A 15,896-nucleotide genomic window follows, 5' to 3' on the forward strand; every position below is an offset into this window, starting at 1 on the left:
AAGGAGTCTTCACTCCCGCCCTGTCGCCGTCAAGAGGCACACTTCTGGGCAGCGGTCATTCCGCCTACGGTCTGGACGTTTCCACAAAGCGGAATTAGAATTCCAGCAAGCAGAACGTAGCTACGTACAAGCGGGGAGTCAACCGGCCGCCGGGTAGGCTTCTGCCCTCCCGCCAGCCCCGAAAGGAACGCGCCGTGCCGACGTCCAGCGCCAGCACCACCGACGCCGCCAAGTCCGCCAACGGAGGCGGGGTCCAGTCCCTCGAGCGCGCCTTCGACCTGCTCGAGCGGATGGCGGACGCGGGCGGCGAGGTGGGTCTCAGCGAACTGTCCGCGACCAGCGGCCTGCCGCTGCCCACCATCCACCGGCTGATGCGCACGCTGGTCGCGTGCGGGTACGTCCGGCAGCAGCCGAACCGGCGGTACGCGCTCGGCCCCCGGCTGATCCGGCTCGGCGAGTCGGCGTCCCGGCTGCTGGGCACCTGGGCGCGGCCCTATCTCGCGCGGCTGGTCGAGGAGACCGGCGAGACGGCGAACATGGCGCTGCTGGACGGCGACGAGATCGTCTACGTGGCCCAGGTGCCGTCGAAGCACTCGATGCGGATGTTCACCGAGGTGGGACGGCGGGTCCTGCCGCACTCCACCGGGGTGGGCAAGGCGCTGCTGGCCGGGGTGGCGGACGACGAGGTGCGGGCGCTGCTGGCGCGCACCGGGATGCCCGCGGCCACGGAGAAGACGATCACCACACCCGAGGCGTTCCTGGCGGCGCTGGACGAGGTACGGCAGGCCGGTTACGCCGTCGACGACAACGAGCAGGAGATCGGGGTGCGCTGCCTGGCGGTCTCCGTGCCGGACTCCCCCACGGCCGCCGCCATCTCCATCTCCGGGCCGGCCGGGCGGGTCACCGAGGCCGCGACGGACAAGATCGTGCCGGTGCTCCAGCAGGTGGCCAGGGAACTGTCCCAGGCGCTGGCCAGTTCGGGGGCCTGAGACCGTCCGGCAGGGCGCCGCCCGGTGCACCGGGCGGCGCCTTGTCGCATCGTGGGGGCACAGAGGTCAGCGGTGCGGCGGCGGGCCGAACAGGTTCACCGCCTCGCGGACCTCCCGCAGCCCCCGCGCCAGCGCGCTCACCGAGCCGATCGCCCCCGCGATCAGCAGCAGGGAGCCGCGCAGCCGCGGTATCTCGGGCGCGCCGTCCGCGGCCATCGCCGCCAGGGCCGCCAGTTCGTCCTCGGCTATCGCCCGGTCGGGGAAGTCCGCCGGTAACGCGGCGAGTTCGCGGCGCAGGCGGGACACCGCGGTCCGCAGCTCCGCCACTCTCGGGTCCTCGTCGCTGCCGGTCACCGGCCTCTGCCCAAGACTCCGCAACCCGGCCCTCCCCTCACCACGCCGTCGTGCGCGGGTCAGTAAACGCCACCGGGCCCGGGAGCGCCACAGCGCGGACCGAAATTCAGCCCAAGGGAACAGGCCGCCGCGGCCGCCGTCGGGTATGCAGGAGCCATGACGGAGATCGAGGGGCACGACGGGTACGAGGGCGTCGCCGGGCTGGTGCTCGCCGCCGGCGGCGGACGACGGCTCGGCGGACGGCCCAAGGCGCTGCTGGCGCACCGGGGGCGCCCGCTGGTCGAACACGCGGTCGGCACCCTGCGGGCGGCCGGCTGCGGGCGCATCCACGTGGTGCTGGGCGCGCGGGCCGAGGAGGTCCGGGAACGCGCCGAGCTGACCGGCTGCGTACTGGTGGACAACCCCGCCTGGGACGAGGGCATGGGCTCCTCGCTGCGCGCCGGACTGGACTCGCTCGCCGGTACGGGGGCCGGCGCGGCGCTGGTGAGCCTGGTGGACCAGCCCGGGATCGGCGCGGCGGCGGTGGCCCGGGTGCTGGCCGCGTACGAGGGCGAGAAATCGCTGGTCTCCGCGGCCTACGACGGGGTGCGCGGGCATCCCGTGCTGTTCGGCGCGGCCCACTGGGCGGGGATCGCGGCCACCGCCACCGGGGACCGCGGGGCGCGCGCCTACCTGAAGCAGCACGAGGGCGGGATCCGGCTGGTGGAGTGCGCGGACGTGGCCGAGCCGTACGACATCGACACCGAGGCCGACCTGCGCCACCTTGAGTGAGCGGGGTGGCACCGGGCGCCACCTTCCCTCGACTCAGAGAATCTCGACATCAACAAACCATTGAAGTTCCACGATGAGGAAACTACTATCCACTGTTCAGAAGCGCCTGACCTCCCCCACTCTCGGCTCCGCTCGAGCGGGGGGACCCCCATCGCTGGCGCTGTTCGCCCTATTCGTGCCTCTTGGCACTTGGTGCCACCGCTGAAGGAAGTGACAGCTCATGTCCGCACCAGCGCCGTCCCCGCTGGCCATCGTCGACGCCGAGCCTCTGCCCCGGCAGGAAGAGGTCCTCACGGACGCGGCGCTCGCCTTCGTGGCAGAGCTGCACCGGCGGTTCACCCCGCGCCGTGACGAACTCCTCGCCCGCCGCGCCGAGCGCCGCGCCGAGATCGCCCGCACCTGCACGCTCGACTTCCTCCCGGAGACCGCCGCGATCCGCGCGGACGACTCCTGGAAGGTCGCCCCGGCCCCGGCCGCGCTGAACGACCGGCGCGTCGAGATCACCGGCCCCACCGACCGCAAGATGACCATCAACGCGCTCAACTCGGGCGCGAAGGTCTGGCTCGCCGACTTCGAGGACGCCTCCGCGCCCACCTGGGAGAACGTGGTCCTCGGCCAGCTCAACCTGACGGACGCCTACACCCGGAACATCGACTTCACCGACGAGCGCACCGGCAAGTCGTACGCCCTGCGGCCGAACGAGGAGCTGGCGACGGTCGTCATGCGCCCGCGCGGCTGGCACCTGGACGAGCGCCACCTGGTCGACGCCGACGGCCGCCCCGTCCCCGGCGCCTTCGTCGACTTCGGCCTCTACTTCTTCCACAACGCCCAGCGGCTGCTGGACCTCGGCAAGGGCCCGTACTTCTACCTGCCGAAGACGGAGTCGCACCTGGAGGCCCGCCTCTGGAACGACGTGTTCGTCTTCGCGCAGGACTACGTCGGCATCCCGCAGGGCACCATCCGCGCCACCGTCCTGATCGAGACCATCACTGCCGCGTACGAGATGGAGGAGATCCTCTACGAACTCCGCGACCACGCCTCGGGGCTGAACGCCGGCCGCTGGGACTACCTGTTCTCCATCGTGAAGAACTTCCGGGACGGCGGCGCCAGGTTCGTCCTGCCGGACCGCAACGCGGTCACGATGACGGCCCCGTTCATGCGGGCGTACACCGAACTCCTCGTGCGCACCTGCCACAAGCGCGGCGCGCACGCGATCGGCGGCATGGCCGCGTTCATCCCCTCCCGGCGCGACGCCGAGGTCAACAAGGTCGCCTTCGAGAAGGTCCGCGCCGACAAGGACCGCGAGGCGAACGACGGTTTCGACGGCTCCTGGGTCGCCCACCCCGACCTGGTCCCGATCGCCATGGAGTCCTTCGACAAGGTCCTCGGGGACCGGCCGAACCAGAAGGACCGGCTGCGCGAGGACGTGCACGTCGAGGCCGCCGACCTCATCGCGATCGACTCGCTGGACGCGAAGCCGACGTACCACGGTCTCGTCAACGCCGTCCAGGTCGGCATCCGCTACATCGAGGCCTGGCTGCGCGGTCTCGGCGCGGTCGCCATCTTCAACCTGATGGAGGACGCGGCCACCGCCGAGATCTCCCGCTCGCAGATCTGGCAGTGGATCAACGCGGGTGTCGAGTTCGAGAACGGCGACAAGGCCACCCCGGAGCTGGCCCGCAAGGTGGCCGCCGAGGAGCTGGACGCCATCCGCAAGGAGATCGGCGAGGCCGCCTTCGCCGCCGGCCACTGGCAGGAGGCGCACGACCTGCTGCTGAAGGTCTCCCTGGACGAGGACTACGCCGACTTCCTCACCCTGCCCGCCTACGAGCAGCTCAAGGGCTGACGCACCGGTCTCGCCGAGCGGCTCCGGGAACCTCCCGGGGCCGCTCGGGCGCGTTCAGCCCAGGTGGCCCGACCAGTCCCGCTCCGCCGCGGGCTTGCCGTGCAGGTCGGGGACGTGCTTGAGCCAGTCGGGGCGGCCCGCCCGGGTCTGCCGCGCACGGGCCGCCTCCTCCGCCGCCAGCTGCTCCCGGCCCGGGAAGTCCGTGGGCAGCCACTCCGCCGAGCGGTCCAGCCGGGCGAGGAGGTAGTCGACATAGGCCGCGCGCACGTCGTCAGGACCGGCGAAGCCGGCGTCCTCGGCCAGCCAGGCGTCCGGGACCTCGGCGACGATCCCGCGCAGCAGCTCCTCGGTCACCAGCGGCGCCAGTTCCGCGTCCGCGGCGCGCACATCGGGGCCGTACTGCCCGAGGGCGTGGTGCCGGAAGTCGTACCTCTTGCCCGGGGTGGTGGTGTCCCAGCGGTGGTGGAAGACCAGGGCGGCGCCGTGGTCGATGAGCCACAGCCGCGGCTGCGCGGTGCCGAACGTGGGCCAGACCATCAGGTTGGAGCTGTGCACCGTACGGTCCACGTTGACGGTCAGCGCGTCCAGCCAGACGATCCGGCCCGCCTCCAGCGGGTCCACCGGGAAGTGCGGCGCGATCTCCGGGGTGAGGTCCCGGGCGCCCGGCAGATAGTCCATGCCCAGGTTGACCCCGGCGCTCGCACTGTGCAGGTCCCGCACCTCCTGGTGCGGCTCGGCCTCGGCGACGGCCGGGTCGAAGTGCACGAGCACCAGCTCGGGAAAGCGCAGCCCGAGCGCGCGGGCCAGCTCCCCGACGATCACCTCCGCGACCAGCGCCTTGTGCCCCTGCGCCGAGCCGGTGAACTTGACGACATACGTCCCGAGATCATCGGCCTCGACGACTCCGGGGACGGAGCCGCCGGAGTGCAGGGGTGCGACGTAGCGGGTGGCAGTGACCTGTCGCAGCATCTTCCCAAGCCCCCGGCAGTCCGTCGATGGCGGTGCGGCCCTGGTTACGGCCTCCGGCATGAGGTGAGCATAGTCGGGCCGGGGCGCGCCCAGAGCGTTCGGCCCGGGGGGGGGGCCGGGTGCCACCGCGCCGGGAGGGGCGGCGCCGTGGCGGGGGCGGGGTTACCAGGCCACCGGCAGGGACGTGACGCCGTGGATCAGGCGGCCCGCGGAGCGCGGTACCTGGTCGGCCGGGATGTCCAGTCGCAGCGTGGGGAACCTGCGCAGCAGGCTGCCGATGGCGATCTCCAGCTCCAGACGGGCGAGTCCGGCGCCGAGGCAGTAGTGGATGCCGTAGCCGAACGTCAGGTGCTGGGCGTCGGGGACGCGGGCGGTGTCGAGGGTGTCGGGCGCGGTGAAGTGGCCGGCGTCGCGGTTGGCGGAGGCCAGCGAGGCGAGGACCGCGGTGCCCGCCGGGACGAGGGTGTCGCCCAGCCGCACGTCCTCGGTGGCGATGCGCAGGGTCGCCTCGTCGCCCGGCGGGACGAACCGCAGCAGCTCCTCCACGGCGGCGGGGACCGCCCCGGGGTCGCGGCGGACCGCCTCGAACTGCTCGGGGTGGGTGAGCAGCGCGAGGACGCTGTTGCCGATCTGGTTGGTGGTCGTCTCGTGCCCGGCGATCAGGAGGGTGATCGCCAGGTGCAGCAGCTCCTCCTCGTCCAGGCGTTCGGCGTCCTCCTCGTGGATCGACACGAGGGCGGACAGCAGGTCGTCGCCCGGCTTTTCGCGCTTGGCGGCGATCAGGCCGCCCAGGTAGCCGGCCAGCCCGGTGTGGGCGGCGACGATCTGCTCGACCGGCAGCGAGACGGTCGACAGGACGGTGCCGGACCACTCGGCGATCTGCTCGCGCTCGTCCAGCGGGACCCCGAGCAGTTCGCAGATGACGGTCACGGGCAGCGGGAAGGCGAGGGCCGGGACGAGGTCGGCCGGGGACCCGGTCCGCTCCATCGTGTCCAGCAGCTCGTCCGCGCAGGCCTGGATGCGCGGCCGGAGCGCGGCGACCCGGCGGGCGGTGAACTCCCGCGAGACCAGTCGCCGTACCCGGGTGTGCTCCGGCGGGTCCATGCTGAGCAGGTTCTTGGCGTTCTGCGGCTCGGTGCCGATCCGGGGAGCGCCGGGCCGGGCGGTGGCGGCCCGGCTGAACCGGGCGTCGGAGAGGACGGTGCGCACCGCGTCGTAGTCGGTGACCAGGAAGGCGTGGTCACCGCTGGGCATCCGGATGTCCGCCACCGGGCAGCTCTCGCGCAGGCGCTTGTAGTGGGGACACGGTTCCAGGGCCGTGGGCCGCTCGAACGGGTAGTCGAGGGACTCCAGGGCGAGAGGGGTGTCGGTCATGCAACTCGGCCAATCTGTGAGTGGGGGGCGAGGGTCGGGCCGGGTGGCGGGTGGCCCGCTCAGCCGGTGCGGAAGCGGTTGATGGCCGGCTCGTGCCGGGCCCGCAGCTCGGGGTCGGTGACGCCGAGCCCCTCGCCGGGGGCGAGGCACAGCACGCCGACCTTGCCGTGGTGCCGGTTGGCGTGGACGTCGTCCACCGCCTGGCCGATCTCCGCGAGGGAGTAGGTGCGGGAGAGGGTGGGGTGGATGCGGCCCTTGGTGACGAGCCGGTTGGCCTCCCAGGCCTCGCGGTAGTTGGCGAAGTGGGAGCCGATGATCCGCTTGAGGTGCATCCACAGGTAGCGGTTGTCGAACTCGTGCCGGTAGCCGGAGGTGGAGGCGCAGGTGACGATGGTGCCGCCGCGGCGGGTGACGTAGACGGAGGCGCCGAAGGTCTCGCGGCCGGGGTGCTCGAAGACGATGTCGACGTCCTCGCCGCCGGTCAGTTCGCGGATGCGCTTGCCGAGCCGCTTCCACTCGCGCTGGTCCTGGGTGTGCTCGTCGCGCCAGAACCGGTAGTCCTCCGCGCTGCGGTCGATGATCGCCTCGACGCCCATGGCGCGGCAGATCTCCGCCTTCTGCTCGCTGGAGACGACACAGATCGGCACCGCGCCGCCCGCCAGCGCGTACTGGGTGGCGTACGAGCCGAGGCCGCCGCCCGCGCCCCAGATGAGGACGTTGTCGCCGACCTTCATGCCCGCGCCGTTGCGGGAGACCAGCTGGCGGTAGGCGGTGGAGTTGACCAGTCCGGGGGCGGCGGCCTCCTCCCAGGTGAGGTGGGCGGCCTTGGGCATCAGCTGGTTGGCCTTCACCAGCGCCAGCTGGGCCAGGCCGCCGAAGTTGGTCTCGAACCCCCAGATCCGCTGCTCGGGGTCGAGCATGGTGTCGTCGTGGCCCGCCGCGTCCTCCAGCTCGACGGAGAGGCAGTGCGCGACCACCCGGTCGCCGGGCTGCCAGCGGCGCACTCCGGGGCCGGTGCGCAGCACGACCCCGGACAGGTCGGAGCCGATCACGTGGTAGGGCTGGTCGTGCCGGGCGGCCGGGCCGCCGGTGCGGGCGTAGCGTTCGAGGAAGGCGAAGGTCGGCACGGGCGAGAACAGCGCGCTCCACACCGTGTTGTAGTTGACGGAGCTGGCCATGACGGCGACCAGGGCCTCGCCGGGGCCGGGCTCCGGGGTCGGTACGTCCTTCAGGTGCAGGGCCTTGGCGGGCTGCCGGTCGGCGAGCGGCAGCCCGTCGAACATGTGCTGCTCGTCCTTGAGCAGCACGGCGGCCCGGTAGGACTCCGGTACCGGCAGGGACGCGAAGTCGCGGGCCGCCGCGTCGGGCGACTCGATCGCGGCCAGCAGGTCGGCTATCACCACAGACTCCCGTGGGGCTAGGGGGTTCAGGTTCCGGCGGCGGTGGCCGTGCCGGCCGGCCACCGCCGTGGGCGGTCTCGCGGGGGGACCGCCCGGGGTGTCTACTGACCGAGCTTCACCGGCAGTTCGGTCAGACCGCGCATCACCAGTCCGGGCCGCCACTTCAGCTCGGCCGACGGGTCCAGGCGCTCCATCTTCGGGAAGCGTTCCAGCAGCTGGCGGAAGGCGATGTGGGCCTCCAGCCGGGCCAGCGGGGCGCCCAGGCAGTAGTGGATGCCGTAGCCGAAAGCCATGTGCTGGTTGGGGGTGCGCTCGGCGTCGAAGGTCATCGAGTCGTCGAAGACCTGCTCGTCGCGGTTGGCGGACAGCAGGGAGATGAGGACCAGTTCGCCCTCCTTGATGGTCTGTCCGCCCAGTTCCAGGGTCTCGGTGGCGACCCGGAAGCTGGCGCCGGGCACCGGGCTCTCGTAGCGCAGGAACTCCTCGACGGCGGCCGGGATCCTCTCGTGGTCGGCGCGCAGCCGGTCGGCCAGCTCGGGGTCGGCGAGCAGCAGGGCGGTGCCGTTGCCGAGCAGGTTCACGGTGGTCTCGTAGCCGGCGATGATGAGCAGGAAGCACATCGAGGTCAGCTCGTTCTCGGCGAGCCGGTCCTCGTTGTCCCGGGCGGAGATCATCGCGGACAGCAGCTTGTCGTCCGGTTCGGCCCGCTTCTGCTCGACCAGCTCGCGGACGTAGTGGACGAACTCGGTGACCACGTCGACCGGGAAGTTCTGGGTGCCGACGCCCGCGAGGTAGGCGTTGGACCAGGTGCGGAAGCGCTCGTGGTCGGCGACGGGCACGCCGAGCAGTTCGCAGATGACCTGCATGGGCAGCGGGTAGGCCAGGTCGTGGATGGCGTCCGGGTGCTCCTGCGCGGCCATCTTGTCCAGCAGGTCGCTGGTCATCTGCTCGATCATCGGCCGGAGCCGTTCGATCCGCTTGGCCGTGAACACCGAGGACACCAGCCGCCGCAGCCGGGTGTGGTCGGTGCCGTCGACCCGCAGCATGTGGGTGCCCATGCTGGCGCGGATCTCGGCGGGCAGCACGTCCTTGGCGACGATCCGGGTGCCGATCCGGTTGGACAGCCGGGCGTCGCCGAGGCCCGCCCGGCAGTCCGCGTACCGGGTGACCAGCCACAGCGGCACCCCGTTGGGCAGCTCGACCTGGAACAGCGGGCGCTGTTCGCGCAGCCGCTCGAACAGGTCGTGCGGGGACTTCACGCCGTACTCGGCGTAGAGGTCGGTGAAGGTGACCATGTGCGTTGTGCTCCTTGTGGTGCGTGCGGTCCTTGCGGTCCGAGCGGTGCGGGGCGGGAAGGGTGGTCAGTCGAGGGCGGGCTGCGGCTTCGCGGCCGGCGCCGGGGCCGGGGCCGGCGGCTTGAGCGGCGGGATGCCGAGCGCCAGCGCGCCGCCGGCCAGCAGCACCACGACGCAGATCCACAGGCCCGGGATGATGGCGTCGGTGAAGGCCGCCGGCGACTGGTAGTTGCCGCCCCGGCTGGTGAAGACGGTGGTCAGGACGGCGATGCCGAGGGCGCTGCCGATCTCGCGGACGGTGGCGTTGGTGCCGGACGCCTTGCCGATGTCCTGCGGCTGCACCGAGGTGACCACGACGGTCGCGCTCGGCGCGAAGATCAGTCCGGTGCCGATGCCGCACAGCATGTACGGCACCACCATCTGCCAGTCGGCGGTGGCCGGGTCGGAGATCAGGGCGCACCAGGCCAGGCCGACGGCGGCGAGCGCCAGACCGGCGGCGATCAGCTTGCTGGCGCCCACCTTGGGGATGAGCTTGCCCGCGTACGGCGCGCAGATCGTCGGCATGACGGCCCACGGCAGGGTCCACAGACCGGCCACGAAGGGCGAGTGGTGGCGGACCACCTGGAGGTACTGGGCGAGGAAGAAGATCGAGCCGAACAGGCCGAAGTAGACGGCGAGCGAGGCGAGGTTGGTCAGGGTGAAGGCGCGGCTGCGGTAGATGCGCAGCGGGAGCAGCGGCTGGGCGGTGCGCCGTTCCCACAGCACGAACAGCACCAGCAGGACGGCGGCCGCGGCGTACTTGCCGAGCACCCGGGCGGAGGTCCAGCCGTACTCGCTGCTGTCCACGATGGCCCAGACGAGGGCGAGCACTCCGGCGGCGCCGAGGAGCAGCCCGAGCAGGTCGAGTCCGGCGGCCGCGCCCTTGCTCTCGCTGTGCACGCGCAGCACCAGCGGGACGGCGACGATGCCGATCGGCACGTTCAGCCAGAACAGCCAGTGCCAGCCGATGCCGGTGGTGATGGCACCGCCGATCAGCGGGGCGATGCCGACGGCCAGGCTGCTGATGCTGGACCAGATGCCGATCGCGACGCCCCGCTTCTCGGCCGGCACGGCCACGGTGAGCATGGTCAGCGACAGCGGCAGTACGGCGGCCGCGCTCATGCCCTGGAGGGCGCGCAGGGTGACCAGGGCCGCGGTGGAGGTGGACAGGGCGCAGCCGATCGAGAACAGCACGAACAGCGACAGGCCGGAGACGAACACCGTGCGGCGCCCGAACCGGTCGCCGAGGCCGGCCGCGACGAGCAGCAGGCTGGCGAAGCCGAGGATGTAGCTGTTGGTGACCCATTGCAGGCCCTGGATCGAGGCGTGCAGGTCGTGCTTGATGGAGGCCAGCGCGTTGGTCACCACCAGGTTGTCCAGCGCCACCATGAACATCGGCAGGGACACGGCCAGGACGGTCAGTCCGAAGGACGGGCGAGCCGGGGCGGCCGGTTCGTTTGCCATAACGGTTCTTTCTGTGTCGGGGGATGCCCCGGCGACGGCGTCTGCGGCGTCGCCGGGAGGTCGGGAGAGGGTCCTATCGGCTGAACCGGGCCAGGTCCTCGGTCAGCGCCCGGGCCACCTTGGCGTTCTGCTCGGCCAGGTAGAAGTGGCCGCCGGGGAAGGTGCGCAGCGAGAAGCCGGCCTCGGTGTGCTCGCGCCACTTCTCCGCCTCGGCGGGGGTGACCTGCGGGTCGTGGTCGCCCACCAGCACGCTGATGGGGCAGCGCAGCGGGGGTCCGGGTATGTACCGGTACGACTCCACCGCCGTGTAGTCGGCGCGGATGGCCGGCATGATCATGCGGATGATGTCGTCGTCCAGGAGCAGCCGGTCGTCGGTGCCGTTGAGCCGGCGGATCTCGGCGACGATGCCGTCGTCGTTCATGAAGCGGACGCCTCGGTCGCGCAGCCGGGGCGGGGCGGTGCGGCCGGAGGCGACCAGTCCGAGCAGCTCGGTGGCGGAGCCGGCTTCGAGGCGGCGGGCCACCTCGAAGGCCACGCAGGCGCCCATGCTGTGCCCGAACAGCACCAGCCGGCGGCGCGGGAGGGTCTCCAGCACGGTGACGATCTCGTCGGCGAGCCGGCCGATGTCGGTGATCGGCGGTTCGGCGCGGCGGTCCTGCCGGCCCGGGTACTGCACCGGCAGGACGTCCGCGACTCCGGCCAGGGCGTTGGCGAGCGGGCGGAAGTAGCTGGCGGAGCCGCCCGCGTGCGGGAAGCAGACCAGCGACAGGTCGGTGTCCTCGGGCGCCGGCTGGTAGCGGCGGATCCAGAGTTCTTGTGCAGTCAGGGAGTTGGTCATCCCCGTACCTCCGTGCGCAGCCAGGACGCGATGGCGTCGGCGGTTGTCCGATGGTGGGTGTCGAGCATCGAGAAGTGGTCTCCGGGTACGTCGACCACGTGGTGGGCGTGCTCCCAGCCGGGCCCCCGGCCGCCCGGCTCGGCGCCGGGGACCTCGGCGGTGGCGCGCAGGAGCAGCACGGGGGTGGTGAGCGGCTCCGGGGTCCAGTCCGCGAAGACCCGGAAGTATCCACCCATCGCCACCAGCCGCTGGTCGTCGAGGAGTTCGGCGGCCTCCTCGTTCTCCAGCAGCTGGGAGACCATCAGCTGGGTGCTGGTGCGGTCCGCGCTGCGGGAGAAGGTGTCGGCGAGGACGACGGCGGCGGCCGGGGTGCCGAGCGCGGCCAGGTGCTCGGCGACGGCGTGCGCGATCCAGCCGCCGGAGGAGCGGCCGAGCAGCACCAGGGGGCGGCCGGCGGCGAGTTCGACGGCGGTCTCCGCGTGGGCGGCGACCAGGGCCGTGGCCGAGCGGGGCAGCGGCTCGCCGGCGGTGAAGCCGGGGTGCGGCAGCGCCCACACCTCGCCGGCGGCGCCGAGGGCCGCGCCGAGCCGCAGATATTCCTGCGGTCCCGAGACGGCGCTGAGCGAGGGCAGGCACACCACGGTGAGGTCGCCGGTGCCGGCGGTGATGCGCAGGGGTGCGGGCCAGCGGTCCGCGTCGGCGCGGGTGGCGAAGTCCGGCCGCAGCGCGGCGGCGGCGGTCAGCAGCTGGAAGCCCTCGGTGAGCCGGCCGCTGTCGTGGGCCTGCCGGAACAGCGCGGTCAGCGGGTCGCCGGCGGGTTCGCCGGAGCTCTGGGCGAGCCGGTCGGCGAGGTGGGCGGCGAGCACGGTGACCGTCGGATGGTCGAAGACGAGGGTCGCGGGCAGGGACAGCCCGGTCGCGTCCCGCAGCCGGTTGCGCAGCTGGAGGGCGGTCAGGGACTCGACGCCCAGTTCGACGAAGGACCGGTCCGGGTCGATGTCCTCGGGTGTGGCGTGCCCGAGGACGGCGGCCGCGGCGGCGCGGACGTGGCCGGCGACCGCGGCGGCCCGCTCGGCGTCGTCGGTGAGACCGGCCAGGGTCCGGCGCAGCGTCTCGGTGTCCTCCTCGGCGGCGGGCGCGGGCGCCGGGGCCGCGGGGAGGGTGGCGGCGGGGGTGGCGGCCAGCCAGTACGAGCGCCGCTGGAAGGCGTAGCGCGGCAGTTCGACGCGCCGGGCGGGCGGCAGCGGCACGGTCCAGTCGACGGCGCCGCCGCGGACGTACAGCTCGGCGGCCGATTCCAGGAAGCGGGGCAGGCCGCCCTCGTCGCGCAGCAGCGAGCCGGTGACCGTGACGGCCCGGCCGGCGTCGGTGGTGTCGGCGGTCTCCGCGACGCCGCCGGTGAGCACGGGGTGCGGGCTGGCCTCCACGAAGTACCGGAAGCCGTCCTGGACCAGCAGCCGTACGGTGTCCTCGAAGCGGACGGTCTGCCGCAGGTTGCGGTACCAGTACTCGGCGTCCAGTTCCGTCCCGGTGAGCCGGGTGCCGGTGACCGCCGAGTAGAACGGCACGTCGGCGGGCTTGGGGGTGACGGCCGACAGCCGGGTGAGCAGCTCCTCGTGGACGGCCTCGACGTGCGGGGAGTGGGAGGCGTAGTCCACCGGGATCCGGCGCACCCGCACTCCGTCGGCCTCGCTCACGGCGAGGAAGGCGTCCAGGGCGTCGGCGTCTCCGGCGACCACGGTGGCATTGGGTCCGTTGACCGCCGCGACGGCGATCCGGCCGTCCCAGGGGGCGAGCCGGGGCGCCACCCGGTCGGCGGGCAGCGCGACCGACACCATGCCGCCCCGGCCGGCCAGCCGGGTCAGTACCTGGCTGCGCAGGGCGACGACCAGCGCCGCGTCCTCCAGGGAGAGGGCGCCGGACACACAGGCGGCCGCGATCTCGCCCTGCGAGTGCCCGGCGACGGCGTCCGGGGCGATGCCGTACGACCGCCACAGCGCGGCCAGCGACACCATCACGGCGAACAGGGCCGGCTGGACCACGTCCACCCGGTCCAGCGAGGGTGCGTCCGGGTCGCCGCGCAGCACCCGGGTCAGCGACCAGTCGACGTGCGGGGCGAGGGCCTCCTCGCAGGCCGTGAGGCGCTCCCGGAAGACGGCGGAGGAGGCGGCCAGTTCGGTGGCCATGCCGGGCCACTGGGAGCCCTGGCCGGGGAAGACGAAGGCGGTACGGCCGACGGTCCGGGCGGCCGTCGTACCGCGTACGGTGCCCGGCGCGTCCCGGCCGTCCGCCAGGGCGCCGAGCCGGTCCAGCAGCTCCTCGCGGCCGTCGGCGACCACGACCGCGCGGTGGTCCAGCGCGGCCCGCCCGGTCACCAGCGACCAGGCCGTGTCGGCGCCGCGCTGCTCGGGGTGGGCGAGCAGATGGGCGCGGAGCCGGCCGGCCTGGGCGCGCAGCGCCTGGGGGGTGCGGGCGGACAGCACCCAGGGCAGGGGACCGGCGGCCGCCCCGGCCTCGGGCTGCTCCGCGCTCTCCTCCTCGGCCTGTTCGATGATGACGTGGGCGTTGGTGCCGCTCATGCCGAAGGAGGAGACCGCCGCGCGGCGGGGCCGGTCGGCCGCGGGCCAGGGGCGGGCCTCGGTCAGCAGCTCGACTGCGCCGGCCGACCAGTCGATCTGCGGGGACGGCGCGTCCACGTGCAGGGTCTTCGGCAGCGTCGCGTGCCGCATCGCCTGCACCATCTTGATGATGCCGCCCACGCCGGCCGCGGCCATGGTGTGCCCGATGTTCGACTTGAGCGAGCCCAGCCAGAGCGGGCTGCCGGCCGGGCGGTGCTGGCCGTAGACGGCGAGCAGGGCCTGCGCCTCGATGGGGTCGCCGAGCCGGGTGCCGGTGCCGTGCGCCTCGACGGCGTCGATGTCGGCGGGGTCCAGCCGGGCGTCCGTGAGGGCCTGCCGGATGACCCGTTGCTGGGCCCGGCCGTTGGGCGCGGTCAGTCCGGTGCTGGCGCCGTCCTGGTTGACCGCGCTGCCGCGGACGACGGCCAGCACCGGGTGTCCGAGCCGCCGGGCGTCGGACAGCCGCTCCAGCAGCAGCAGTCCGGCGCCCTCGCCCCAGGAGGTGCCGTCGGCGGAGGCGGCGAAGGACTTGCACCGGCCGTCCGCGGCCAGGCCGCCCTGGGCGCCGAAGTCCGCGAACGCGCCGGGGGAACTCATGATGGTCGCCCCGCCGGCCAGGGCCATCCGGCACTCGCCGCGGCGCAGCGCCTGGGCCGCCAGATGCAGCGCCACCAGCGACGACGAGCACGCCGTGTCGACCGTGACGGCCGGCCCCTCCAGACCGAGGACGTAGGCGATCCGCCCGGAGGCGACGCTGCCGGCGTTGCCGGTGCTGAGGTAGCCGAGGGCCTCGGCGGGGATGGCCTCGGCGCGGGTGGCGTAGTCGTGCAGGTTGAGGCCGGTGAAGACGCCCACCTGCTCGCCGCGGGCCGCGGACGGGTCGAGCCCGGCCGCCTCGAACGCCTCCCAGGCGGCCTCCAGCAGCAGCCGCTGCTGCGGGTCCATGGCGAGCGCCTCCCGCGGCGAGATGCCGAAGAAGTCGGCGTCGAACTCGTCCGCCTGGTGCAGGAATCCGCCGTGGCCCGCCCGGTCCTCGGGCCAGCCGCGGTTGTCCGGGAAGCCGGAGATGGCGTCCCGGCCGTCCGCCACCAGCTCCCACAGCCCGTCGGGGTCGGTGACCCCGCCGGGGTAGCGGCAGCTCATGCCGATGATCGCGATCGGCTCGTGCTGCCGTTCGGTCAGCTCGCGCACCTGCCTGCGGGCCTCGCGCAGGTCGGCCGTGGCGCGTTTGAGGTAGTCGAGGTACTTCGCCTCGTCGGTCACGGGCTGCGTGCTCACGGCGACTCCAGTTCGGCATCCAGCAGGTCGAAGATCTCCTCGGCGGTGGCGGACTCCAGGTCGGTGTCCGCCGCGCGGTCCGGCGTGCGGTCCGCCGGCCGGTCCCGGGACCCGGTGAGGGCGCGCAACCGGGCGTAGATCTCCTCGTGTTCCGTGCCCTCGCCGGGCAGCGCGGCCAGCAGCGCCTCCAACCGGTCCAGTTCGCGGTGGAGTTCGGGCAGCCCGGACAGTTCGGCGGCCGCTTCCTCGGTCAGCCGGGCGGCGAGCGCGGCCGGGGTGGGGCAGTCGAACAGGACGGTCGGCGGCACCCGCAGCCCGGTGGCGGCCGTCACGTGGTCACGCAGCTCGACCGCGGTGAGCGAGTCGATGCCGATGTCCTTGAACGACTGCGCCGGGTCCACGTCGTCGGCGCCCGCGTGTCCGAAGACCAGGGCGGTGCAGCGGCGGACGATGTCCAGCAGGGTGCGCGCCCTTTCGTCCGGCGACTGGGCCAGCAGCCGGTCCCGGGCGCCGGGCGCGGCGCCGGGCGGCGCGGCCGCGGCGGCGCGGGATGCCCGACCGGCATGAACGGGCAGTTCCGTCCTCAGGGTGATGGAAAACCGCACTCTCTAGTTGTCACCGCCGCCGCGTCGGAGCCCGGCACCTGCAAGGACATCCCGCT

At 73.1% G+C, this 15,896-nt stretch carries 11 protein-coding genes and 2 pseudogenes; 4 read left to right on the top strand and 9 right to left on the bottom strand.

Annotated elements, in window-relative coordinates; translation table 11 throughout:
- Nucleotides 1–194: 194 nt before the first annotated feature.
- Nucleotides 195–989 carry an IclR family transcriptional regulator gene (locus ACFVIU_RS28525; RefSeq protein ID WP_385845979.1) on the top strand — a complete coding sequence of 265 codons (795 nt, stop codon included), beginning with the start codon at nt 195–197 and terminating at the stop codon, nt 987–989.
- A 66-nt stretch (nt 990–1,055) separates the two neighbouring features.
- Here the strand turns inward: ACFVIU_RS28525 and ACFVIU_RS28530 are convergent, their stop codons facing one another.
- Entirely contained in the window at nt 1,056–1,343 is a 288-nt protein-coding gene (locus ACFVIU_RS28530; RefSeq protein WP_385845980.1) for a DUF5955 family protein, read from the bottom strand.
- Nucleotides 1,344–1,499: 156 nt separating this feature from the next.
- Between ACFVIU_RS28530 and ACFVIU_RS28535 the strand changes: the two genes are divergently transcribed.
- On the top strand, nt 1,500–2,114 hold the full coding sequence (locus ACFVIU_RS28535; protein WP_385845981.1) for an NTP transferase domain-containing protein: 615 nt from the start codon (nt 1,500–1,502) through the stop codon (nt 2,112–2,114).
- A gap of 220 nt (nt 2,115–2,334) precedes the next feature.
- Nucleotides 2,335–3,960, top strand: coding sequence for a malate synthase A (gene aceB, locus ACFVIU_RS28540; RefSeq protein WP_385845982.1), 1,626 nt, complete (start codon nt 2,335–2,337; stop codon nt 3,958–3,960).
- A 54-nt stretch (nt 3,961–4,014) separates the two neighbouring features.
- Here the strand turns inward: aceB and ACFVIU_RS28545 are convergent, their stop codons facing one another.
- From ACFVIU_RS28545 to ACFVIU_RS28580, 8 genes and pseudogenes are all read right to left on the bottom strand, one after another.
- The gene (locus tag ACFVIU_RS28545) at nt 4,015–4,929 is read right to left on the bottom strand and encodes a HipA family kinase (RefSeq protein ID WP_385845983.1); all 915 of its coding nucleotides are present in this window, start codon (nt 4,927–4,929) and stop codon (nt 4,015–4,017) included.
- A 162-nt stretch (nt 4,930–5,091) separates the two neighbouring features.
- Nucleotides 5,092–6,303, bottom strand: a complete 1,212-nt coding sequence (locus tag ACFVIU_RS28550; protein WP_385845984.1) for a cytochrome P450 — start codon at nt 6,301–6,303, stop codon at nt 5,092–5,094.
- A gap of 59 nt (nt 6,304–6,362) precedes the next feature.
- Nucleotides 6,363–7,700: a crotonyl-CoA carboxylase/reductase gene (gene ccrA, locus ACFVIU_RS28555; protein ID WP_385845991.1), complete on the bottom strand. Its 1,338-nt coding sequence runs from the start codon at nt 7,698–7,700 to the stop codon at nt 6,363–6,365.
- 104 nt (nt 7,701–7,804) lie between these two features.
- Nucleotides 7,805–8,998, bottom strand: coding sequence for a cytochrome P450 (locus ACFVIU_RS28560; RefSeq protein ID WP_385845985.1), 1,194 nt, complete (start codon nt 8,996–8,998; stop codon nt 7,805–7,807).
- A gap of 66 nt (nt 8,999–9,064) precedes the next feature.
- Nucleotides 9,065–10,501, bottom strand: a complete 1,437-nt coding sequence (locus tag ACFVIU_RS28565) for an MFS transporter (protein ID WP_385845986.1) — start codon at nt 10,499–10,501, stop codon at nt 9,065–9,067.
- Between the two features lie 73 nt (nt 10,502–10,574).
- Nucleotides 10,575–11,339, bottom strand: a complete 765-nt coding sequence (locus ACFVIU_RS28570) for a thioesterase II family protein (protein WP_385845987.1) — start codon at nt 11,337–11,339, stop codon at nt 10,575–10,577.
- Nucleotides 11,336–15,220: pseudogene (locus tag ACFVIU_RS28575) on the bottom strand (type I polyketide synthase); the annotation flags it as partial. The gene ACFVIU_RS28570 and the pseudogene ACFVIU_RS28575, both read right to left, overlap by 4 nt.
- A gap of 11 nt (nt 15,221–15,231) precedes the next feature.
- Complete coding sequence (locus tag ACFVIU_RS28580; protein WP_385845988.1) at nt 15,232–15,636, bottom strand: phosphopantetheine-binding protein; 405 nt, start codon at nt 15,634–15,636, stop codon at nt 15,232–15,234.
- Nucleotides 15,637–15,750: 114 nt separating this feature from the next.
- On the opposite strand from ACFVIU_RS28580, the pseudogene ACFVIU_RS28585 reads away from it, so the two are divergent.
- Nucleotides 15,751–15,896, top strand: a pseudogene (locus ACFVIU_RS28585) (NADH-quinone oxidoreductase subunit F); the annotation flags it as partial.

The sequence above is a fragment of the Streptomyces sp. NPDC127190 genome (assembly GCF_042672505.1).
Lineage (GTDB): Bacteria > Actinomycetota > Actinomycetes > Streptomycetales > Streptomycetaceae > Streptomyces.